Genomic DNA, 19,967 nt, shown 5'->3' on the forward strand with positions numbered 1-19,967 from the left:
TCTCTCGTAAGCGGGAGGCGAATTCTACAGCGTTACACGCTGCTGTCAACACCTCTTTTTCAACTTCCTTCTGGCTTCGATGAACTGAAGCGACCCGCTGTCAAAACTTGCTTAACTCATTGTTTACCAAGGAGTTTTCCGTTTCGACTGCGCCGGAAGTGGGGCGAATTATAGACAGATAAAATTCTACGTCAATCAATAATATGAACTTTCTATCAATTGCGTTTGAAACCCCTCAGCACTTGCTCAACTGAGCAATATATTGCGCAGTTCGCGGCAGTTAAGCATCATAACCCCTCTGCCCTTCTATATATGACTTCGGACAACACCTTCAATGACCACCCCACCCCGCAGCCTGGCCTGCACACTCTTCCCCGTTGGCCTGCTGTTGATCGCGATGGCATCCATCCAGTCCGGCGCTTCGCTGGCCAAAAGCATGTTCCCGATTATTGGTGCGCAAGGAACCACCACCCTGCGCCTGATCTTCGCCAGCGTGATCATGCTGCTTCTATTGCGCCCATGGCGCGCCAAGCTGACGGCCAGGTCCCTGCGCACGGTCGTGGTCTACGGGATGGCGCTGGGCGGCATGAACTTTCTCTTCTATATGTCGCTGCGCACCGTCCCCCTGGGTATTGCGGTTGCCCTGGAGTTCACGGGCCCGCTCGCCGTCGCCATCTATGCATCGCGCCGGGCAGTGGACTTTTTGTGGGTCGCGCTCGCGGTCATCGGTCTGCTCCTGTTGATTCCGATGGGCGAAGCCAGCAGTGGCATCGACGTGGTGGGTGCCGCGTATGCACTCGGCGCCGGCGTTTGCTGGGGGCTCTATATTCTGTTCGGCCAGAAGGCGGGGAACGATAACGGGGTGCAGACCGCCGCGCTCGGCGTAATGATCGCGGCTCTGTTCGTCGCGCCCATCGGCATCGTGCACGCCGGCACCGCGTTGCTGAGCCCCGCGCTGATTCCTGTGGCCATCGGCGTGGCTATCTTGTCCACGGCCCTGCCCTACACATTGGAAATGGTTGCGCTCACCCGCCTGCCCGCTCGCACTTTCGGTACCTTGATGAGTATCGAGCCGGCGTTTGGCGCCCTCTCCGGCCTGTTCTTCCTGCATGAGCAACTGACGCTCGCGCAATGGCTGGCCATCACCTGCATTATCCTGGCCTCCGTCGGTGCCACGCTGACAATGCGCAACGAATCCAAACCGCTGGTAGCCGCCGACTGACGCTCTTTGCAGGCAGCTCTGGTATTTAACGCTCATTTAGGCCATGTTTAGGCTGGTAAACGATGTCTTTCATGGAGAAGTTCGACACGGACAGCATGAACGCTACGCTCGAGAGCGAGTAAAGGCCGGCTTCGATCCTTTTGCGAAGCGGCTATTTAAGGATTGGAATGAATCGAATTTTGATACTGTTGCTGGTCGTAGGCATTGCTGGGTGTGCCGCGACCACAAAAACAGAAGTGAAACGGGGCAAGAAAGGACTGCACATCAACTGTTCGGGCCTGTCCTCCTCATGGGACCAGTGCTACACCAGCGCAGCCAATTCATGCGGTGCCAAGGGATATCGGGTTATCGCCAAATCCGGCGAGAACTCCGAGGAGCCAGGGGATTATCCGTTCGGCCTCAACCCTGCCGGCTATACCAGTCGCAGCATGATCGTCATTTGCAAATAGGTACCTGAGCGACGCACAACAAGAGCGTCGCATGGGTAGTCAGCGCCGGTGATGCGACGCGGTTTTCAGCCGGGACCGTCAGGACTTCGTACTCGAAGCCCCGAGCCAGTCCTGAATCAGATAGCCGCTGTACGCACCTGCAACCACTCGAGTGCATCGCCACTGAGCAACGGGCTCAGACGCTCGCGTACCTGGGCATGATAAGCGTTGAACCACTCGCGCTCATCAGCGCTGAGCAAGGACGGCTCCAGGCAACGGGTGTCGATCGGGCACAACGTCAGCGTTTCGAACTTGAGGAATTCACCAAACTCGGTCGTCCCCGCTTCGCGGTTCAACACCAGGTTCTCGATCCGCACGCCCCAACGCCCAGGGCGGTAGGTACCCGGCTCGATCGACGTAATCATGCCCGGCTGCATGGCCGTCTGCGGTGCGGCCAGCGCCTGGTAGGCGATCACTTGCGGGCCTTCATGCACGTTGAGGAAATACCCTACACCGTGCCCCGTACCATGACCGTAATCCACGCCTTCGGCCCAGATCGGCGCACGCGCGATGGCATCGAGCAGCGGCGACAGGATGCCTTTGGGGAAATGAGCGCGGGACAAGGCAATCACACCCTTGAGCACCCGCGTGCAATCGCGTTTCTGCTCTTCACTCGGCGTACCGATGGGCACCATTCGCGTGATATCCGTCGTGCCACCCAGGTACTGGCCGCCCGAGTCGATCAGCAACAAGCCATCGCCTTCGATCACCGCATGCTCTTCTGGCGTGGCGTGGTAGTGCGGCATCGCGCCGTTGGCGTTGAAGGCTGCGATGGTGTTGAAACTCAGCGATACATAACCCGGACGACGGGTACGCGCCGCCGTCAGATGCTCATCGATGGTCAATTCAGTAATGCGCTCGCGCCCCAGGGCCTTTTCCAGCCAGGCGAAAAATTCGCACAAGGCGGCGCCATCCTGCTCCATGGCCTGACGGATATGTTCGGCATCAGCCAGGCTTTTACGCGACTTGGCCAGGGTGGTTGGGTTCAAGCCTTCCACCCGCTTCACACCGGCGTCGAGATGTTCCAGTAGACCGGCCGTGACGCGTGCCGGATCAATTTGCAGGCTTGCCCCTGCCGGTACAGCTCGCAGCGCGTCGGCCACGTCACTGTAATCGCGTACGGTCACGCCATCACGTTCGAGCGCCGCGCGCAGCTCGGCATCAACTTTGCTCAGCGCGACGAACAGAGTGGCCTGCTGCTGATTGATCAAGGCGAAAGACACGAATACCGGGTTGAACGAGACATCGCCGCCGCGCAGGTTGAACAACCAGGCGATGTCATCCAGTGTCGCGATGAAATGCCAGTCAGCACCGTTGTCTTTCAGGCTGGCGCGCAGGGCTGCGAGTTTGTCGCCTCGGCTGAGGGTCGCCTGTGGGGGCAAATGTTGATAGATCGGCTGGTTCGGCAGCGCCGGGCGGTCATGCCAGACTTCATTGAGCAGGTCGACATCGGTACGCAAGCGCGCGCCACGCTCAGCCAGCTTGCCACCCAGGGTCCGTGCCGACGCCACGGCCATTACCGCGCCATCCACGGCCACCACGCCGCCTTCCGGGGTTTGTTCAGCCAACCACTCCAGGGGGCCGGGTTGGCCCGGTTGCAGTTTGACCAGTTCGATGCCACTGCCTTTGAGTTCCTTGGTCGCCTGTTCCCAGTAGCGGCTGTCGGCCCACACACCGGCAAAATCGGCGGTGACGATCAGCGTTCCCACCGAACCATGGAATCCCGACAACCATTGGCGGCCCTGCCAGTATCCCGGCAGGTACTCGGACAAATGCGGATCCGCGGACGGCACCAACAGGGCGTGAATGCCCTCCCGGCGCATCAGCTCACGGGTCTGCGCCAGGCGCTGGGGAACCGTTCCAGAGGTCAAAGGCTGCGTACTCATTGTGTCTCCTGCTAACCACTAATAATTGTTATGGACTGCGGACAAGTTTCAGACCGCCCAGAACGCCGGTGCGCTGGCCAGGGCCGACTTGATCAGTTGTGCCGCTTCGTCGATATCCCGCTCGGTGGTAAAGCGGCCGAGACTCAAGCGAATGGTACGGCCGGCGCTGCGCGCGTCATGCCCCAGGGCCAGAAGCACATGGGACGGCGCGTTGCTCGCCGAATTGCACGCTGAAGTCGCCGAAAAGGCAATGCCGGCGCTCAACGCACTGGGGTTGAATTCGCCTTCGCTGAACGTAAGGCTCAGAGTATGAGGGATTCGCTGGGTGGGGCTGCCGTTGAGGCGCACGCCCGCAATCGACCCCAACTGATCCAGCAGACGCTGACGCAAGGCCACGATTTGTGCCTTTTCCTCGGCAAAAGACACCGCCGCCAGGGCGAACGCCGTACCCATGCCCGCAATCTGGTGAGTCGCCAGGGTACCCGAACGCAAGCCACCCTCATGACCGCCGCCATGAATCTGCGCCAGTACCTTCTGCTGCGCGCGAGGCCCCACGTACAACGCGCCGATGCCCTTCGGACCATAAAGCTTGTGGGCCGAAAACGACATCAAGTCCACCGGCCACTGCGCCAGGTCGATGGCGACCTTGCCCGCGCCCTGGGCCGCGTCCACATGGAACAACGCCCCCTGCTCACGCACCCGGGCGCCGATGGCCGGGATATCGTTCAACGTGCCCAGTTCGTTATTGACCAGCATCAGCGACACCAGGAAAGTGTCTTCACGCAGCGCCTCACTGACCGCTTCGACACTGATCAGGCCGTCGGCATCAGGCACCAGGTAGGTCACCGCCACACCGGCATCCTGCAATTGCCGCGCAGTGTCGAGCGTCGCCTTGTGCTCGATCTGGCTGGTGATGATATGCCCGCCGGTTACGCCACGGGCCTGGGCCACACCTTTGATCGCCAGGTTATTGGACTCGGTGGCGCCGGAGGTCCAGACAATTTGCTCGGGCTGGGCGCCGACCAGTTCGGCCACCTGCTGACGCGCCTGCTCGACCGTTTGCCGGGCCGCCTGGCCGAACGCATGGGAGCTGGACGCAGGGTTACCGAAATTGGCATTGAAGCCCAGACACTCAACCATCACCTGGATGACCCGCTCATCCACCGGCGTGGTGGCGGCGTAGTCGAAATACAACGGACGTTTATTCATGGTGTTAAAAACTCGCAGAGCGTGTTCCCGAGAGCAGTGTCGCGGGGGCATCGAACAGATCAGAGGTTGTCAGGTTTAACTGATCGGATGCCGTTAAAGAAGGACCACTTTATGAAAATGTGCGTAGGAACGCTCCTGAAATTCAGCTTAACAGGCTGAAGTCACGCCATGGAAAACAAAAAACCCGAGATTCCTTATGGGAAACCCGGGCTCTTCACCGCGACAGCACCGCTCAACTGGGACGATCCTTCAGGGCTACGCTGCGCTCGGCATTCATTTCGCCCTGATGATCAAAACCGAACGACTTGAGTGGCTGGCCGGTCAGTGCCGCGCGCTGGTGTTGATAGTCATCGAATGACAAACCGCGACGACTCAGCGCTTCCAGCGCCAGTTGCCGGGTTTCCTGGGCGGAGTAGGGGCGCAGCTCCGGGGATGGATGGGTCGCGCATCCGGCGAGGACAGAGGTGACAAGCAACAGCGAAACAGCGAGTGAGCGGATCATGGCGGTGGCCCTGCAAAGGAGGTGTCGAATCAATGAACACAGGCTACTCCCGCCCTCGCACGCTGAAAAATCACCGTCCTCGATAGTCGCTATCAACCGTTGCGGCAGACTCGATAATCACAACTCGTTATTTCTTTATGATCTATAAATATGTAAATCAATTAATTTACGGAATATGAGAATCCCTCTATAAACAACGCTGCCCGCCAACGTTGCCGCGACTCGCCAAAGGCAATTCCCGTATTTTATTTCCAAGAGAGGTGTCCATGCAGTTATTAACCCTCCCCCCCTCGCCCGCGCTCGCGACCTCCATTCGTGCCACGGCCCAGGTGTTCGAAGACCCGAAATCCAAGGCCCTGCTCGACCACATCCAGCAAGTGGCGCCCAGCGAAGCCAGCGTGCTGATCATCGGCGAAACCGGCACCGGCAAGGAGCTGGTAGCCCGGCACATCCACAACCTCAGTGCGCGGCGCAACCGGCCATTCGTGGCGGTCAACTGCGGGGCGTTTTCTGAATCCCTTGTCGAAGCCGAGCTGTTCGGCCACGAAAAAGGCGCCTTTACCGGCGCCCTCTGCGCCAAGGCGGGCTGGTTCGAAGAGGCCGATGGCGGCACCTTGTTCCTCGATGAAATCGGCGATTTGCCCCTGCCGATCCAGGTCAAGCTGCTTCGGGTGCTGCAGGAGCGTGAAGTGGTACGCCTGGGCTCGCGCAAGAGTATTCCCATCGACGTGCGGGTACTGGCGGCAACCAATGTACAACTGGAAAAAGCCATCAACGCCGGGCATTTTCGCGAAGACCTTTACTACCGTCTCGACGTGGTCAGCCTGGAGCTCAGCCCACTGCGCGAGCGCCCGGGCGATGTCCTGCCGCTGACCCGACACTTTATCGACACCTACAGCCGACGCCTGGGTTATGGCCCGGTAACCATCAGCCGCGAGGCCGAGCACAAACTCAAGAGCTACAGCTGGCCGGGCAATATTCGTGAGCTGGAAAACGTGATTCATCACACGTTGCTGATCTGCCGCAACAGCGTGATCGAACGCGACGATCTGCGCCTGTCGAACCTGCGCATCGAACGCCAGGACGACAGCCAGCAATGCCTCGACAACAGCGCCGAAGCGTTGCTCGCGCGGGCCTTTCAAAAACTGTTCGAGGAACAGGCCGGCGCCCTGCACGAGAAGGTCGAGGACGCGCTGTTACGCGCCGCTTACCGCTTCAGCCACTGCAATCAGGTGCACACCGCCAGTCTCCTGGGCTTGAGCCGCAACGTCACACGCGCGCGGCTGATCAAGATCGGCGAGTTGGCGGTGAACAAGCGCAGACCGGGGGAAAACCTGCAGGGCGAGCGGATGCTGCACCTATCCATTTAGGCGGCAGTGCAAGGCGTCGTCATGGCTGCGCTCAAAACTGCGCAGCACCTGGAACGAATCAAAGATTACCGCCTTGGCCCGGTGCACGCGGATCAGCGTCCAGAAATCCTCGCCGCCCTGCTCGAAGCGCCTGAATGCCGCCTCGCCATCCTCGCGGGATTGCCATTGCAGGTAGTTGAGCACCCGCCGCCCGTCATCGCTGACCTGCACGCTCGCACGCAAAAAGCCGTCATGACTCTGCGCCAGTCGCTCGCTTTGCACGGTCAAGGCCGCCACCAGGGCCGCCTGATGACGCGGGTCGATGTGAAATTCGATCACCTGTGTGAAGCCGCGACTCTTCTCTGATACCTGCATGAACACTCCCCTTTCTTTGTAGGCAGAATCTTGCGATCCAGTGCCATGCAGGGTAAAACCTCTAGTTAAGTCAAGGTCAAGCGCTGAATCGGGGTTTTTATGCTCAACAAGGAACTCACCGTTGGCCAGTTGGCTGCCCGCAGCGGCGTGGCCGTCACTGCGCTGCATTTCTACGAAACCAAGGGGCTGATCAAAAGCAATCGCAACGCCGGCAACCAGCGGCGCTACCCACGGGATGTGTTGCGGCGGGTGGTGGTGATCAAGATCGCCCAGCGCCTGGGCATTCCGCTGGCGACCATCGGCGAGGCATTACAGGCATTGCCCGATGGCCGAACGCCCACCGCCAAGGATTGGGCACGCCTGTCGGCACGCTGGCGGGAAGACCTGGATGAGCGGATCAATAAACTGTCGATGCTGCGCGACAAGCTCAATGGCTGCATAGGTTGCGGGTGCCTGTCGATGGAGGCGTGCCCGTTGCGCAACCAGGGCGACCAACTCGGTGAGCGCGGACCGGGCGCGCAGTTGCTGGAGCCTACGGCGCAGTCCTGAACTCACGCCCCTGCGCAAGGACGCCGGCGCCCTTCCACAGAGGCGATCAACGGGTGGGCGGTGAACCCGACGCGTCCGGCCGGCCCCGGTAAGCCGCGCACCCCAGCCACACGGTCATCACGCCCAACGCCGTCAGCGGTAGCCCGTGGAACAGCACGATCACCTGGGCCGGCGTCCACGTCACGTAGAACGGCCCGACTACCAGCATCCCCACGCCAAAGCCCACCATCTGAATCAGGACCAACAGGCTGAACAGCGGCAGGCGCAAGCTGTCCGGTTCGCTTTGCGCGCGGGAGACCAACGCTACTTCGGACAGCCCGTCGCCCAATCCTGCCCACACCACCAACAGCAGCGCCAGCCACAATTCGGTTTGCTGGAACGTCAGGATAAACCCGCTGGACATCAGCGCCACGCCAAACATGAACAACCGCTCCATGCCTGGCGTGCCGCGCCCCTTCAACAGCGCACTGGCGATACGCGCCCCGATGAACTTGCCACAGGCCCAGACCGCCAGCAGGTAACCCATCACGGTTTTGGCCGTGTCCGGGGAAATGTACTGGGACAACACCGGCCAGCCGACGTTATGCGCCGCACTGCCGAGGGTGTCGAGCATGCTGATCAACAACATCGCGGCCAGCACCGGCGCGCCGCGCAGCCCCCTGGTCAACGCGCGCCACTCCGCCGAAAGGCCGCGATGCGTGGCAACGGTAACGCTGTACAACGCACGCAGTGGCATGACCAGGCAAGCAGCTATCACATAGGTGCCGATATTCACCGCGAATACCGCCTCGAATCCCCCCGTGGCAATCAGCAGCCCCGACAGCAAGCTGCCGAACACGGCGCCGGTCGCGGCCGCCGAGGTGATCCAGGCGTTGGTATCGACCCGCTGTTCAAGGGCAACCCAGGTGGGCAACTGGCTGTTGAGACCGATGGCGAACAGCGAATTGCACAGGCCGATACCGAAGGCGATAAACGGCAGCAGGCTCAGTTGATGCGCAGGGATCAGCAGCAACAACGGCGTCAGCAACAGCGCTCGCGCCAGGTCCAGCCCGGCCAGGGTGCCGCGCCCGGCGAAACGCCGGAAAAACGGGATGCCGAACAGGCTGGCGACAATGCCACCGGTCACGCGGCACGCCAGGAAGATGCTGACGAACACCACGCTTTGGCTGAGCCAGTAGACATAGGTGGACAAGGCCACCATGTTGAGGAAGGCGCCAAAGTCCGACACGCCGCGAGCAAAGATGATCAGCCGCGCGTTGCGGATCGACAGGTACAGCTGTTGATCGTGGCTCATGCAGGCGGCGCCGCTTGATCATCCGGCACGCTGCGCAGGCTGACCAGCAGCATGTCGCGCCAGGCCGGTGTCGACGCTACCTTCGGGCGCACATCGCCGGCGCGGTGGTAGAGCCCTCGGTCATCGATCACGAGGGTTTCCAGAAAGCGGGTCATCGGCAGATTCAACACGCGGCTGCGTTCCTCATCACTGGTAAACACTTCCGAGACCACCGGCAATGTGTTGTGCTCGCCGATAAAATGCATGAACACCCAATCCAGACCATCCTGGTGAATCCCCGACGTGGTGGGGCTGCACGCTTGCGCGTCCGCCCGCACACGGAACTGGTGGATATCGATGGTATGACTCTGCTCGTCCAGGTGCGGTGCGATCACCGCCAGGTCGGTGGCCAGCAGCTTGCGCATCAGCGGATGCTCGATAAAACCTTCCTCGCTGTAGCTCAAATGGTTCACCCCCTGGCGATAGTTGACGGCGTAGGTGACCGGCGACTTGAACGCCGTGCTCCTGTCAATCTGCAATTGCCGTGACGGTGATAAACGATAGCGCAGAATACGCCGCTCGCGATGGGTGTACGCCTTGAACGCCTCGTCGCGCACCAGGTTGGCCCAGTACGCACGAAAGCTCTGCTCTTCGCCCGCCTCGACACTGACCAACTCGCCAAAGTCAGGCCGATGGCAGTAATGGTGCTCGCGCAAGTGCGCGGAAATTGTCGGGATATCCATATCGCTAGCCTGCCACCGGGTTGTCGATGATGACGCGCAAGTGCTGGCCGACCGCATCATGCAGTGCGCGCGCATCGGCAGCGTCCGCGACCCTGGCCCAGCACTTGAGCAGATAGTGCTCCTCGATATCCGCATCGATCATGTGCCCCGGCTCCTGCTGGGCATACTCGAGCACCGCAACGTTCTGTTCCAGGAACTCCACGCCTTCAATGCCTTGAAACCGACCGCTGTGCTGCGGGTAGATCGCCAGCATCGCGTAATGTTGCCCGGCCTCGGCCACCTTGCGAGCACCCGCTTCCAATTGCGCGTCGATGCCCTGCTCGCCCGTCAGCAACGAAAGATACAGCTGATAGGGATCGATACCGGCCAGATCGCGGAACGCCGCGTTCACATAGAGCCCGCCCACGCGCGGGTTGATCTCGATCACCACAGGGCCCTGCGGGGTCATGCGGAACTCGAAATGCACCACGGCGTTGGTCAGGCCGACCGCTTTCAGACACGCTACGGCGTACGCGCGGATCTGCTCGCACTCGCGGTCGGTGAAGGAGGTCGGAGGGGAAATCAGCAGGTTTTCGAGCACCGTGCCGCTGCGCTCGGTCAGCAACAGTTTTTCGTTGATCAGCAGTGGATGCACACGCTCGCCGGCCACCACACATTCCACACTGCCTTCGATACCGGGGATGTAGCCCTCCAGCAACAGACTGCGCCCGGGAATGTAGGCATGCCGTTGGCCGTCGTCCTCCAGTAGGGTGTGCGCACAGCCATAGAAGTCCGCGTACGCCGCCGTGGCGTGGTCTTTGACAAACAGCGCGTAGTGGCTGCGCAGTTCCGCCCAATTGGCGCATTTCCTGATAAACGCCGAAGCGCCGCCAAACGGCGGTTTGGCGATCAGCGGGTAACCGACCCGTTCGGCTTGTTGCTGGAGTTGCTCTTCGTTATTGCACAGCGCAAACGGCACCGAGGCAATGCCGTGCTGTTTGAGCATTCGGCGCATCAGGAACTTGTTGTTGCACGCCGCCACCGCCTCGGGGCGGCTATGCACCAGGCCCAGGCGCTGGGAAGCTCGCGCAACGATACAACCGACTTCGCCCAGCGCGGACGGATGGCCGGCCTGGCAGAAGATCCCGCGAATCTGATACTGCCCATCGAGCTGGCCGACCAACGCCAGAATGGCCTGCTCGTTGAGTGCGTCGATCAGGAACACCGCGTCACTGTCATCCCTGAGCCGTTGCACATGCCTGCGCCCTGCCACACCCGCCGTCAAGCACACCAGGCCCTGTGCGCGGGCAGCCGCGAAGTGCGGCTCCCGGTAGTTATAACGAACAGACGTACTGTCATCGACATCGATAAAAAGAATGGCGTCCTGTTTCATGCTTTATACCGCCTTAGTCCATCAATTTATTCAGGCATCCTGCCAACTGCACCACTGCCCTTCCCAGTTACGGAAACGGTAATGACGCTGCCCATCGCGAACTTCGAAGTACGGCAAGTCCTCAGGCTTTTCAAAGTCCAGCAGCGGCACCGTAAACTTGCCTTGGGCGTGCGGTAGAACATATTCGGGCAGGGCAATATTGGATACTCGCCGCTTGAGGCGATCCATGATGGCGATGGCCTGACTGATCGACGCCTTGTATTCAGAGGCGCCGGGAGAAAACGGCATGAAGTGATATAAGTAATAAGGCTTCACACCCAAACGATAAAGATCGATAAACAGTTTATGCAGTGTGGCTTCATCATCGTTGACGCCGCGCAACAACGGCATATTGGAAAACACGATCGGCACCACACCCTGAATACGTTTGACCGCCACGGCAAAGTCAGCGCTGAGTTCGAGCGGGTGGCAGACATGCACGCCAAAAGCATTGACCTTGTACTTTTCCAGCATCGCGATCAACTCATCGGTCACGCGAAACGGGTTGAAACTCAAGGCCCGCGAGTGAACGCGGATCAGCAGGTCGTCGCTGATCCCGCGCAGCGCGGCCAGGTACTCTTCGAGCTTGCGGTCGGCCAGCATCAGCGGATCGCCGCCGCTGAGAATCACTTCTTCGATGGCCGGGTTGGCGCGGATGTACTCCACCGACTCCATGAAGGAATCCCGGCTGGCGTTGGCCTTGTCCGTGCCCACCTGCAACGTGCGCAGCGCTTCGAAGCAGAACTGGCAATAGGCATTGCAGGTATTGGTGGTGCGCAGGATCACGCGATTGTCGTACTTGTGCTGGCAGATGGGCGTCTTCATTTCATGGCCCAGCTCCCAGTTCTCGGAGGTGCCATCGTAATCACCCTCGACCTGCTCGCTCCAGTACGGCACCACTTGCCGCCACAGCGGGTGGTCCATGACGGTGCCACTGGTGACGGAGCGCCTGATCAGATCAATGTAGTACGGCGTGATCTGCATCTTGCGCCCCAGCAGGTTATGTTCGATGTGCGCCGTGGTCTGCTCATCCCAACCACCGCAGGCAGCACGAAGACTCGGTTCATCACGCAGGGCATTCTTCTGCTGCCAACGCCAGTCCTGCCACTGCACCGAGCGGTGAATTTCTTGATCAAAAATCGACATGAGTAGGTACTCTCTGTTAAGGCATATGAACGCGTGCCCTTCCCTGGCGGGAACAGCGATATTCGCAACAATGACAATCGACTTGGGAGGCAGGCGGCGATCAATTGGCCGATGCAATCAGCCACGCAGGAAAGTAACAACAACTTATTATAAGGGGGGTCGGATAAGCGACGGAGACGGTCATTTAATACACTTCCTTTTTTTAAAATTATCTGACTTCCATGCCGACACCTACTAAAGCCGAAGCCTTCGACAGCGTCAATACAATATCCCTGCTTTTTTTCAGGTTTCAACCCACGCCTGCGCCCACCTCCCGCAACCATAGGTATTCAGCCGTTAAAATGCATTCATTTAAAAAGTAAATAACACCGTCAATAACCCGTTCAGCTTCCCGCGAGATTATTTTTATACTTATATAACTACGTAGTTGCGCGCTTATCACTCTGCCTCGGCGTGCACCCAGTCCGTGGGAGCAATCACGCACGATCAGCGCCCATGCGTAAGGCCCGCTGTGCGCCTGAAACATTTTCTTTCATTTCTCGCCTGGGGATTTCTCATTCTCATTCGTCTTAATTTAGATACAGCCCGTCGCGTCAGCAAAAGCTACGACCGGCCTTTTCCGGGCCTCCATCGCCCCTTCCATCAAGACCCTCATCCACATGTCGAAGAAGTCACGCTCAAAACTCTGGTTTCTCGTACACAGCTGGCTGGCGTTGCCCATCTGGTTCTTTGTCCTGATCGTCTGCGTCACCGGCACCCTGGCGGTGGTCAGCCAGGAAATCGTCTGGCTGGCCAACCCGGATATCCGCGCGAGCAAGCCCTCCGATGATGCCCAACCGCTGAGCTTCGACCAGGTGATCGCCGCCATCAAGCGCGACGAGCCCCAGGTCATCGTGCGCTCGATCATCCGTCCCGACGAATCGCACTTCGCGTTGATGGTCGGCCTCAGCTATCCGGACGGGCGTTCGGTCGATGCCTATGCCAACCCCTACACGGGGGCCATCCAGGGGATCAGCCCGGCCTTCGACTTCCAGCAATTCACCCGCGCCCTGCACGGCTGGTGGCTGGTGCCGTTCACCAATGGCTTCAGTTGGGGCTGGTACTTGGTGTCGCTGCTCGGCCTGCCGCTGCTGGCCTCGTTGGTCACTGGCCTTGTGGTGTACAAGCGTTTCTGGAAAGGTTTTTTGCGGCCCACCCTGCGCATCCGTCACGGCGCACGGATTTTCTGGGGCGACTTCCACCGCCTGAGCGGTATCTGGTCGATCTGGTTCATCGCCGTCATCTCCATTACCGGCACCTGGTTCCTGATCCAGGCGATTCTGGGTGACAACCAGATCTCCATTTCCAGCGAGCCCATCGTGCCGGTGATTGCCCGGGAAAAGGTGCCGCTGTCCGCACCCGGCGTGCCGGCCCCGATGATTGCCCTGGACGACGCGATCAAGATCGCCACCCAGCGCATCCCCGGGCTGGAAGCCACCTTTGCCTTCCTGCCGCTCAATGCCTACAGCCACCTGCAGATCGGCGGGCGCGGCTGGTACCCGCTGATGTTCCAGACCGCGCAACTGAATCCCTACAGCGGTGAAATCGCCGTATCGCACCTGCTGTCCGACCGCACCGCGCTGGAGTTCGTCACCGAGTCCATGCGCCCGCTGCACACCGGTGACTTTGGCGGCCTGTGGATCAAGCTGATCTGGGCCTTCTTCGGCCTGGTGCTGAGCATGATGGTGTTGAGCGGCTTGCTGATCTGGACCAAGCGCACCGCCCTCGCCACCCTCAACGCTTTCAAACGCGAGGCCAAGACCCAGCGCCAGCCTGTGCCCACCCCAGCCTTGCAGGCTGAAACCTCGGAGACTCACTGATGAGCAGAGTCGCGGCCAAACCCTCTTCACCCCTGCGGGCCTGGTGGCTGAAGTGGCGTTTCCATATAAACATCCTGCTGTTGCTGGTGCCGCTGGGCTTCATGCCCAAGTATTTTGCCGATGCCGCCCTGTTTCGCGGGGATGCCGGCATTGGCGAGCGGGTCGCCGGGGACATTCAAGTCGGCCCCTGGAGCCTGACCCTCGCCGAGTTTCGCAACGAAGGCCCGCGCCCGGACCCGGCCGGCCCGATGAAAGCGTTTAACGCCGCCCTGTGCGCCACCTGTGCCGAGCAGGTCAAGGCCACCTACCTGCGCATCGGCAAGCCCCGCAGCCTGCGGGCCGCCGGGGTGATCTTCTTCGGTACGCCGTACCGCATGGGCGCCATCGTGCCGGTGCCGGAACGCACGCCGGTCGATGCCGAGCTGTGGGTCACCATGGAAGGCTGGGACGGCACCATGCACCAGGGTTCCATCCCGCTGAGCCAGGCCTCGCCTGCCACCATTGCCTGGTTGAACAAGCAAGGAGTCAAACCATGATATTCAAACGCCTGACTGCCGGTTGCGTACTGTTGCTCAGTACCGGCTTCAGTCAACTTGCCCTCGCTCACAACCCGATGTGCGAGTGCAAGGAAATCCCCGGTGAACAGATCCAGTGCAAGGGCGGGTTCTCCGACGGCAGCGGCGCTCCGGGCGTGACCCTGGATGTGATCGGCTACGACGAGACCATCCTGGTACCGGGCAAGCTCGGTGAGGATTCGACCCTGACCTTCAAGAAACCCACGGCCGAATTCTATGTACTGTTCGATGCCGGCCCCGGTCACGTGGTGGAAATCGACCAAGCGGATATCCAGGCGCAATGAGTACCGTACAGGTAGTGCGCCCCGCCGGCGCGGGGCATGAAACCCTCTATGTGCTGTTGCTGTGCCTGATCATCCTGGCGGTGGCGGGAACGGTGGTGGCCTTGCACGGTGAAACCCAAGAGGTCGCAGCTGTGCCCAGTCATCAGCTGGATGCCCGGCGCGACCTGAGCGCGGCCGAACAAGGCATCTACGCCGACCTGCGGGTGACCCTGGATGAAATCCACTTGCTGCAACAAGAGCAGAACGCCCTGCCCACGCCGGACCAATTGGCGCAAGAAGGCTTTGCACCGTTCGCCCAGGACGCCAGTTCCGTCAGCCGTGGCGATCATCGCTGGCAACTGCTCGCGCCCTCGACCTATCTGGGCTTGAGCCAGGCCACCGACACCAGTGGCTCGCTGCTGATGCGCGTGCAAGGCGCCGAGCCGGATATCTGGCTCAACCGTGGCAAACACCTGGCCGTCCCCTTCGACCTCACTGACCAGGCGCTGATCGCTGCCGGCTGGCAGCAGGTGGTCGCGCAATTCGATGCCGGCGTGACCCGCCAGCACCGCCACTGAACGAGAAGACCGATTGCCCATGTCCATTTCATCTCCCCTGTTGCGCCTGTTGCTGGTTGGCCTGTTCAGCCTGGTCCTCGCTCCCCTGGCGAATGCCGAAGCGAGCAAACGCCTGCGCATCGGTATCACCTTGCATCCTTACTACAGCTACGTGGCCAACATCGTCGGCGACAAGGCCGACGTGGTGCCGCTGATTCCGGCGGGCTTCAACCCCCATGCCTACGAGCCGCGCGCCGAAGACATCAAGCGCATCGGCACCCTGGACGTGATCGTGCTCAATGGCGTGGGGCATGACGACTTCGCCGATCGCATGATCGCCACCAGCGAGCGCCCGGATATCCCGGTGATCGAAGCCAACGCCAATGTGCCGCTGCTGGCCGCCACCGGCAACGCCGCGCGCGGTGCGGGCAAGGTGGTCAACCCGCACACGTTCCTGTCGATCAGCGCGTCGATTGCCCAGGTCAATAACATCGCCCGCGAGTTGGGCAAGCTCGACCCGGACAACGCCAAGGCCTACACCCAGAACGCCCGCGCCTACGGCAAGCGTCTGCGCCAGATGCGCGCCGACGCCCTGGCCAAGCTGACCAGCGCACCCAACCCGGACCTGCGCGTAGCCACGGTGCACGCGGCCTACGACTACCTGCTGCGCGAGTTCGGCCTGGAAGTCACCGCCGTGGTCGAACCGGCCCACGGCATCGAACCGAGCCCCAGCCAGCTGAAGAAAACCATCGATGAACTGCGCGCCCTGGACGTGAAAGTGATCTTCTCGGAAATGGATTTCCCGTCCACCTATGTCGATACGATCCAGCGTGAATCCGGGGTCAAGCTGTATCCGCTGTCACATATTTCCTACGGCGAATACAGCGCCCAGAAGTACGAAGTGGAAATGACCGGCAACCTCAATACCGTGGTCCGGGCGATCCAGGAGTCGGGAACATGACGGCGGCAGAACACCTGAACATTGTGAGCAACGGCCCGACGCTGGACTTCGACAACGTCGCGCTGACCCTGGGCCGTACCGTGATTCTCGATGGCGTGAGTTTCCAGGTTCAGCCCGGCAGCATCCACGCGCTGGTCGGCCCGAATGGCGGCGGCAAGAGTTCACTGATCAAGACCCTGCTGGGACAAACGCCCCATCAGGGCCGATTGAGCCTGGCATGGCCGACCACGCTCGGCACCATCGGCTACGTGCCCCAGGCCCTGGAGTTCGACCGGGGGCTGCCGATGACGGTGGATGATTTCATGGCTGCCATGTGCCAGCGGCGGCCGGCGTTTCTTGGCCTGTCCCGGCACTACGCCGGTGCGATTGGCGAGGCGCTGGAACGGGTCGGCATGCAGGACAAGCGCAAGCGGCGCATGGGCGCGCTGTCCGGTGGCGAGCGCCAGCGTGTGCTGCTGGCCCAGGGCCTGATTCCGGCGCCGCAGTTGCTGGTGCTGGATGAGCCGATGTCGGCGCTGGACGAAGCCGGTATCCAGGTGTTCGAACGCTTGCTCAGGGACTGGCGACTGGCCGGGATCACCGTGCTGTGGGTCGAGCATGACCTGGAAGCCGTTGGCCGTCTGGCCGACCGTGTCACCGGCCTGAACCGCCGCGTGCTGTTCGACGCCACGCCCCGGGAAGCGCTGACCCCGGATCGCCTGCTGAGCCTGTTTTCCACTCACCCTCGGAGCCCGGCGCAATGAGTTATGAAGCGTTTCGCTTGATGGTCCAGGGCTGGGCCTCTTCCGGCTATTTGCCGGAGGCGCTGGCCTATGGTTTTGTGGTCAACGCGCTGCTCGCCGGGTTGCTGATCGGCCCGGTCCTGGGCGGACTGGGCACGCTGGTGGTGGTCAAGCGCTTTGCGTTTTTCTCCGAAGCGGTCGGCCATGCCGCCCTGACCGGCGTGGCCGTGGGCATCCTGCTCGGTGAACCCTACACCGGGCCCTACGGCAGCCTGTTCGGCTATTGCTTGCTGTTCGGCATCCTGCTCAATTACCTGCGCAACCGCACCGGCCTGGCGCCGGATACGCTGATCGGCGTGTTCCTGTCGGTATCCCTGGCGTTGGGCGCCAGCCTGCTGTTGACCCTGGCCGGCAAGATCAATGTGCACATCCTGGAAAACGTGCTGTTTGGCTCGGTGCTGACGGTCAACGGCAACGACTTGCTGGTGCTCGCGGTGGTCGGTGCGCTGGTGATGGCCCTGGCGCTGCCGCTGTACAACCGCATCATGCTCGCCAGCTTCAACCCGCAGTTGGCGGCAGTGCGCGGCGTGGCGGTGAAGACCCTGGACTATCTGTTCGTGATTCTGGTGACGCTGATCACCGTCGCGGCGGTCAAGGTGATCGGCGCGATCCTGGTCGGTGCCCTGCTGGTGATTCCGGCGGCGGCGGCGCGGCTGTTGAGCCAATCGCTCAAGGGCTTCTTCTGGGTTTCGGTAGCCATCGCTACCGTCAGTACCCTGTGCGGCATCCTGCTGCCGATCATCTTCGACCTGCCTGTACCGTCCGGTGCCGCGATCATTCTGGTTGCCGGCATCGCCTTCGCCCTCGCCGCCATCGCGCGCGGCACAGTGCCCAGCCTCAAAGGGAATCTTGGATAATGCGCCCTGTCTTTCGCCCACTGGCCCTGACCATTGCCTGCTTGCTCAGCACCTCGGCGCTCGCCGTCGTGGATGGTTTTCAAACCAGGGACTTCGTTGCCAACCATGGCCTTGGCCATGCCGCGCTGGCCAAGGCCAAATCGGTAAAACCGGTCAAGGTGCTAGCGTCGTTGCCGATCACCTACGGCCTTGCTGAAGTGCTGCTCAAAGGCTCCGATGTGCAACTCGAACGCGCGGCTCCCGCCAATTTGCCCGGTTCGCGGCAAGTGTCCTACTTCACCGGGCGCGGTGCGTCGGCGCTGAGCCAACTGGCCCAGGATGCCGATGCCGCCATCGGCCTGCGCTCGCTGTGGGCCGATGACCCGCTCTACCCCGTGGCGCGACGCAGCAACATCCGTATTGTCGAAGTCGACGCCGCACGCCCGGTGGACGGCGGTTTGCCGGGCATCGCCGTGCAGCCGGGCGTCAGCGATGGCTTGAACAGCCAACCCTGGCAGTCGAGCAACAACATGGGACGCATGGCCGATGTGTTGGCGGCCGACCTGAGCCGCCTGGCGCCGGGCGCCAAAGCGCAGATCGACGCTAACCTGGCCGCGCTCAAGCAACGCCTGCTCAAGCTCACCGCCGACAGCGAGGCGCGCCTGGCCAGGGCCGATAATCTGAGTGTGGTCAGCTTGAGCGATCACTTCGCCTATCTGGTCAGCAGCTTGAACCTGGAAGTGCTCAGTACCGATGCGCGTCCGGATGCAGACTGGACGCCTGAGGCGCTGCAAACGCTCAGTGCGCAGCTCAAGGACAATGAGGTGGCGCTGGTGCTGCACCACCGCCAGCCGAGTGAGGCGGTGAAAGCGGCTGTCAGTGCCGGCGGCGCCAACCTGCTGGTGTTGAATGTAGACGGTGCCGATCCTGTGACAGAGCTGGAAACCAATGTGAATCAGGTGATCAAGACACTGATGCCTTAACGTCCACCCCCACATGAATCGCATCATGGCGCCAGAACTCCAGGTCGCAATCGATCAAGCGCTGGTGCTGGTCATAGTTGACCCGGGCGATCCGCAAGCCCGGGCTGCCCACCGATACGCGCAACGCAGCGGCGGCTTCCACCGGCAATGAGGTCGGCACGATCTCGAAACGCACCCGCCCATAGTGCAAGTCGTACTTGCGCGCATAGAGTTCGGTCATCGACTGATTCAAATCGCACGCCAGGATGTCCGGGAAATAGTGGGGGTTCAGGTAGTGCTCCACGTACAGCACCAGACGCCCGTCGATCCTGCGCGCCCGGCAAATCTGGATCACGCTGGACAACGCCGGCAGCCGCAGCCACGCACACACCGCCGCCGACGCCGGTTGCAGGCGCGCCGAAATAACCTCAGTGGACGCCACACGCCCCTGGTCGCTGACCATCGCGTGAAAGTGGCTGCGTTGCATCAGGTTATAGGCCAGCCGGGGTGGCGAGACGAACCAGCCCCTGCGCTCCTCGCGATAGATCTGCCCTTGGGCCTCCAGCTGTAACAAAGCTTCGCGCACGGTAATCCGAGTGGTACCAAACAACTCGCTGAGCTTGCGTTCGGCGGGCAGTTTGCTGGCAGGCGGCAACAGGCCATGATCGATCTGCTCTTGCAGCGCCAGGCCGATGGAGGTTACCGCCTTGATTGCCTCGTCACGCATCAACGTTACCTATCTGGACTAGACCAGCACTGTTCGGGTGCATAAAACGCGCTCTTGATGGGCTCGTGCTGCTGCTTGCCAGCCTAGGCACTGCAGATGACCGACAGATGACAACGCAGGTCGCTGCCCGCACCACACCCTGCAATACATCGGCCAAGTCCATGGCCTGCGGGCACTTGGGCATGGTCTACGCTAAGTCTGAACGCAGCGACACCCGTGCTTCAAAAACGACATCGACATGAAACTGTCATCCATCGGGCCTAGATTGGCTCAGGTATTGCTGACCTAGACC

Annotated in this window: 21 protein-coding genes; 12 read left to right on the plus strand and 9 right to left on the minus strand. The window is 61.2% G+C overall.

The features are described 5' to 3' along the window. Positions 1–334: 334 nt before the first annotated feature. Positions 335–1,222 carry a threonine/homoserine exporter RhtA gene (gene rhtA / locus BFP90_RS02975; RefSeq protein ID WP_065891647.1) on the plus strand — a complete coding sequence of 296 codons (888 nt, stop codon included), beginning with the start codon at positions 335–337 and terminating at the stop codon, positions 1,220–1,222. Positions 1,223–1,389: 167 nt separating this feature from the next. Beyond that, on the plus strand, positions 1,390–1,671 hold the full coding sequence (locus BFP90_RS02980; RefSeq protein ID WP_065888242.1) for a hypothetical protein: 282 nt from the start codon (positions 1,390–1,392) through the stop codon (positions 1,669–1,671). A gap of 116 nt (positions 1,672–1,787) precedes the next feature. Here BFP90_RS02980 and BFP90_RS02985 read toward each other — a convergent pair whose 3' ends face one another. From BFP90_RS02985 to BFP90_RS02995, 3 genes are all read right to left on the minus strand, one after another. Continuing rightward, a complete protein-coding gene (locus BFP90_RS02985) occupies positions 1,788–3,596 on the minus strand; it encodes an aminopeptidase P family protein (RefSeq protein WP_065895917.1) in 1,809 nt (602 codons plus the stop codon). A gap of 48 nt (positions 3,597–3,644) precedes the next feature. Then, positions 3,645–4,805: a cysteine desulfurase family protein gene (locus tag BFP90_RS02990; RefSeq protein ID WP_065891645.1), complete on the minus strand. Its 1,161-nt coding sequence runs from the start codon at positions 4,803–4,805 to the stop codon at positions 3,645–3,647. 232 nt (positions 4,806–5,037) lie between these two features. Continuing rightward, the gene (locus BFP90_RS02995; protein ID WP_065888239.1) at positions 5,038–5,307 is read right to left on the minus strand and encodes a hypothetical protein; all 270 of its coding nucleotides are present in this window, start codon (positions 5,305–5,307) and stop codon (positions 5,038–5,040) included. Between the two features lie 266 nt (positions 5,308–5,573). On the opposite strand from BFP90_RS02995, the gene BFP90_RS03000 reads away from it, so the two are divergent. Further along, positions 5,574–6,677 (plus strand): sigma-54 interaction domain-containing protein, encoded by a 1,104-nt coding sequence (locus tag BFP90_RS03000; protein WP_065895918.1) that lies wholly within the window; start codon positions 5,574–5,576, stop codon positions 6,675–6,677. Here the strand turns inward: BFP90_RS03000 and BFP90_RS03005 are convergent. Further along, positions 6,666–7,031: an antibiotic biosynthesis monooxygenase gene (locus BFP90_RS03005; protein WP_065891648.1), complete on the minus strand. Its 366-nt coding sequence runs from the start codon at positions 7,029–7,031 to the stop codon at positions 6,666–6,668. The genes BFP90_RS03000 and BFP90_RS03005 overlap by 12 nt on opposite strands. Positions 7,032–7,130: 99 nt before the next feature. On the opposite strand from BFP90_RS03005, the gene soxR reads away from it, so the two are divergent. Then, positions 7,131–7,580 (plus strand): redox-sensitive transcriptional activator SoxR, encoded by a 450-nt coding sequence (gene soxR, locus BFP90_RS03010; protein ID WP_065888237.1) that lies wholly within the window; start codon positions 7,131–7,133, stop codon positions 7,578–7,580. A gap of 46 nt (positions 7,581–7,626) precedes the next feature. On the opposite strand, the gene BFP90_RS03015 is transcribed toward soxR, so the two are convergent. Genes BFP90_RS03015 through BFP90_RS03030 form a run of 4 tightly spaced genes read right to left on the minus strand, consistent with a single transcriptional unit; the run spans position 7,627 to position 12,153 of the window. Next, positions 7,627–8,874: an MFS transporter gene (locus BFP90_RS03015; RefSeq protein WP_065891643.1), complete on the minus strand. Its 1,248-nt coding sequence runs from the start codon at positions 8,872–8,874 to the stop codon at positions 7,627–7,629. Further along, positions 8,871–9,596: a 2OG-Fe dioxygenase family protein gene (locus BFP90_RS03020; protein ID WP_065891642.1), complete on the minus strand. Its 726-nt coding sequence runs from the start codon at positions 9,594–9,596 to the stop codon at positions 8,871–8,873. Before BFP90_RS03020 ends, BFP90_RS03015 begins: the two co-directional genes overlap by 4 nt. Before the next feature lie 4 nt (positions 9,597–9,600). After that, positions 9,601–10,968: an ATP-grasp domain-containing protein gene (locus BFP90_RS03025; RefSeq protein ID WP_065895919.1), complete on the minus strand. Its 1,368-nt coding sequence runs from the start codon at positions 10,966–10,968 to the stop codon at positions 9,601–9,603. Positions 10,969–10,998: 30 nt separating this feature from the next. Beyond that, the gene (locus BFP90_RS03030) at positions 10,999–12,153 is read right to left on the minus strand and encodes a KamA family radical SAM protein (protein WP_065891640.1); all 1,155 of its coding nucleotides are present in this window, start codon (positions 12,151–12,153) and stop codon (positions 10,999–11,001) included. A gap of 659 nt (positions 12,154–12,812) precedes the next feature. On the opposite strand from BFP90_RS03030, the gene BFP90_RS03035 reads away from it, so the two are divergent. From BFP90_RS03035 to BFP90_RS03070, 8 genes are read left to right on the plus strand one after another with little or no spacing between them, the layout of a single operon-like run. Continuing rightward, positions 12,813–14,012, plus strand: coding sequence for a PepSY-associated TM helix domain-containing protein (locus BFP90_RS03035; RefSeq protein ID WP_065895920.1), 1,200 nt, complete (start codon positions 12,813–12,815; stop codon positions 14,010–14,012). Continuing rightward, complete coding sequence (locus tag BFP90_RS03040) at positions 14,012–14,548, plus strand: thiamine pyrophosphate-binding protein (protein WP_065891638.1); 537 nt, start codon at positions 14,012–14,014, stop codon at positions 14,546–14,548. The genes BFP90_RS03035 and BFP90_RS03040 overlap by 1 nt, the downstream gene beginning before the upstream one ends. Beyond that, positions 14,545–14,871: a hypothetical protein gene (locus BFP90_RS03045; protein WP_065891637.1), complete on the plus strand. Its 327-nt coding sequence runs from the start codon at positions 14,545–14,547 to the stop codon at positions 14,869–14,871. The genes BFP90_RS03040 and BFP90_RS03045 overlap by 4 nt, the downstream gene beginning before the upstream one ends. Further along, the gene (locus BFP90_RS03050; protein ID WP_065891636.1) at positions 14,868–15,428 is read left to right on the plus strand and encodes a DUF6162 family protein; all 561 of its coding nucleotides are present in this window, start codon (positions 14,868–14,870) and stop codon (positions 15,426–15,428) included. Before BFP90_RS03045 ends, BFP90_RS03050 begins: the two co-directional genes overlap by 4 nt. A 19-nt stretch (positions 15,429–15,447) precedes the next feature. After that, positions 15,448–16,368: a metal ABC transporter substrate-binding protein gene (locus tag BFP90_RS03055; RefSeq protein WP_065891635.1), complete on the plus strand. Its 921-nt coding sequence runs from the start codon at positions 15,448–15,450 to the stop codon at positions 16,366–16,368. Next, positions 16,365–17,111 carry a metal ABC transporter ATP-binding protein gene (locus BFP90_RS03060; protein WP_065895921.1) on the plus strand — a complete coding sequence of 249 codons (747 nt, stop codon included), beginning with the start codon at positions 16,365–16,367 and terminating at the stop codon, positions 17,109–17,111. The genes BFP90_RS03055 and BFP90_RS03060 overlap by 4 nt, the downstream gene beginning before the upstream one ends. Further along, complete coding sequence (locus BFP90_RS03065) at positions 17,108–18,007, plus strand: metal ABC transporter permease (RefSeq protein WP_065895922.1); 900 nt, start codon at positions 17,108–17,110, stop codon at positions 18,005–18,007. The genes BFP90_RS03060 and BFP90_RS03065 overlap by 4 nt, the downstream gene beginning before the upstream one ends. Beyond that, a complete protein-coding gene (locus tag BFP90_RS03070) occupies positions 18,007–18,969 on the plus strand; it encodes a metal ABC transporter substrate-binding protein (protein ID WP_065895923.1) in 963 nt (320 codons plus the stop codon). The genes BFP90_RS03065 and BFP90_RS03070 overlap by 1 nt, the downstream gene beginning before the upstream one ends. Here BFP90_RS03070 and BFP90_RS03075 read toward each other — a convergent pair. Further along, on the minus strand, positions 18,950–19,675 hold the full coding sequence (locus BFP90_RS03075) for a UTRA domain-containing protein (RefSeq protein ID WP_065891631.1): 726 nt from the start codon (positions 19,673–19,675) through the stop codon (positions 18,950–18,952). The genes BFP90_RS03070 and BFP90_RS03075 overlap by 20 nt on opposite strands. Between the last annotated feature and the right edge of the window lie 292 nt (positions 19,676–19,967).

This window comes from Pseudomonas sp. 24 E 13 (assembly GCF_900004715.1).
GTDB classification, from domain to species: Bacteria; Pseudomonadota; Gammaproteobacteria; order Pseudomonadales; family Pseudomonadaceae; genus Aquipseudomonas; species Aquipseudomonas orientalis_A.

Coding starts and splice junctions, on each gene's coding strand:
- rhtA (WP_065891647.1), top strand. CDS start 335: ATGACCACCCCACCCCGCAGCCTGGCCTGCACACTCTTCCCCGTTGGC.
- BFP90_RS02980 (WP_065888242.1), top strand. CDS start 1,390: ATGAATCGAATTTTGATACTGTTGCTGGTCGTAGGCATTGCTGGGTGT.
- BFP90_RS02985 (WP_065895917.1), bottom strand. CDS start 3,596: ATGAGTACGCAGCCTTTGACCTCTGGAACGGTTCCCCAGCGCCTGGCG.
- BFP90_RS02990 (WP_065891645.1), bottom strand. CDS start 4,805: ATGAATAAACGTCCGTTGTATTTCGACTACGCCGCCACCACGCCGGTG.
- BFP90_RS02995 (WP_065888239.1), bottom strand. CDS start 5,307: ATGATCCGCTCACTCGCTGTTTCGCTGTTGCTTGTCACCTCTGTCCTC.
- BFP90_RS03000 (WP_065895918.1), top strand. CDS start 5,574: ATGCAGTTATTAACCCTCCCCCCCTCGCCCGCGCTCGCGACCTCCATT.
- BFP90_RS03005 (WP_065891648.1), bottom strand. CDS start 7,031: ATGCAGGTATCAGAGAAGAGTCGCGGCTTCACACAGGTGATCGAATTT.
- soxR (WP_065888237.1), top strand. CDS start 7,131: ATGCTCAACAAGGAACTCACCGTTGGCCAGTTGGCTGCCCGCAGCGGC.
- BFP90_RS03015 (WP_065891643.1), bottom strand. CDS start 8,874: ATGAGCCACGATCAACAGCTGTACCTGTCGATCCGCAACGCGCGGCTG.
- BFP90_RS03020 (WP_065891642.1), bottom strand. CDS start 9,596: ATGGATATCCCGACAATTTCCGCGCACTTGCGCGAGCACCATTACTGC.
- BFP90_RS03025 (WP_065895919.1), bottom strand. CDS start 10,968: ATGAAACAGGACGCCATTCTTTTTATCGATGTCGATGACAGTACGTCT.
- BFP90_RS03030 (WP_065891640.1), bottom strand. CDS start 12,153: ATGTCGATTTTTGATCAAGAAATTCACCGCTCGGTGCAGTGGCAGGAC.
- BFP90_RS03035 (WP_065895920.1), top strand. CDS start 12,813: ATGTCGAAGAAGTCACGCTCAAAACTCTGGTTTCTCGTACACAGCTGG.
- BFP90_RS03040 (WP_065891638.1), top strand. CDS start 14,012: ATGAGCAGAGTCGCGGCCAAACCCTCTTCACCCCTGCGGGCCTGGTGG.
- BFP90_RS03045 (WP_065891637.1), top strand. CDS start 14,545: ATGATATTCAAACGCCTGACTGCCGGTTGCGTACTGTTGCTCAGTACC.
- BFP90_RS03050 (WP_065891636.1), top strand. CDS start 14,868: ATGAGTACCGTACAGGTAGTGCGCCCCGCCGGCGCGGGGCATGAAACC.
- BFP90_RS03055 (WP_065891635.1), top strand. CDS start 15,448: ATGTCCATTTCATCTCCCCTGTTGCGCCTGTTGCTGGTTGGCCTGTTC.
- BFP90_RS03060 (WP_065895921.1), top strand. CDS start 16,365: ATGACGGCGGCAGAACACCTGAACATTGTGAGCAACGGCCCGACGCTG.
- BFP90_RS03065 (WP_065895922.1), top strand. CDS start 17,108: ATGAGTTATGAAGCGTTTCGCTTGATGGTCCAGGGCTGGGCCTCTTCC.
- BFP90_RS03070 (WP_065895923.1), top strand. CDS start 18,007: ATGCGCCCTGTCTTTCGCCCACTGGCCCTGACCATTGCCTGCTTGCTC.
- BFP90_RS03075 (WP_065891631.1), bottom strand. CDS start 19,675: ATGCGTGACGAGGCAATCAAGGCGGTAACCTCCATCGGCCTGGCGCTG.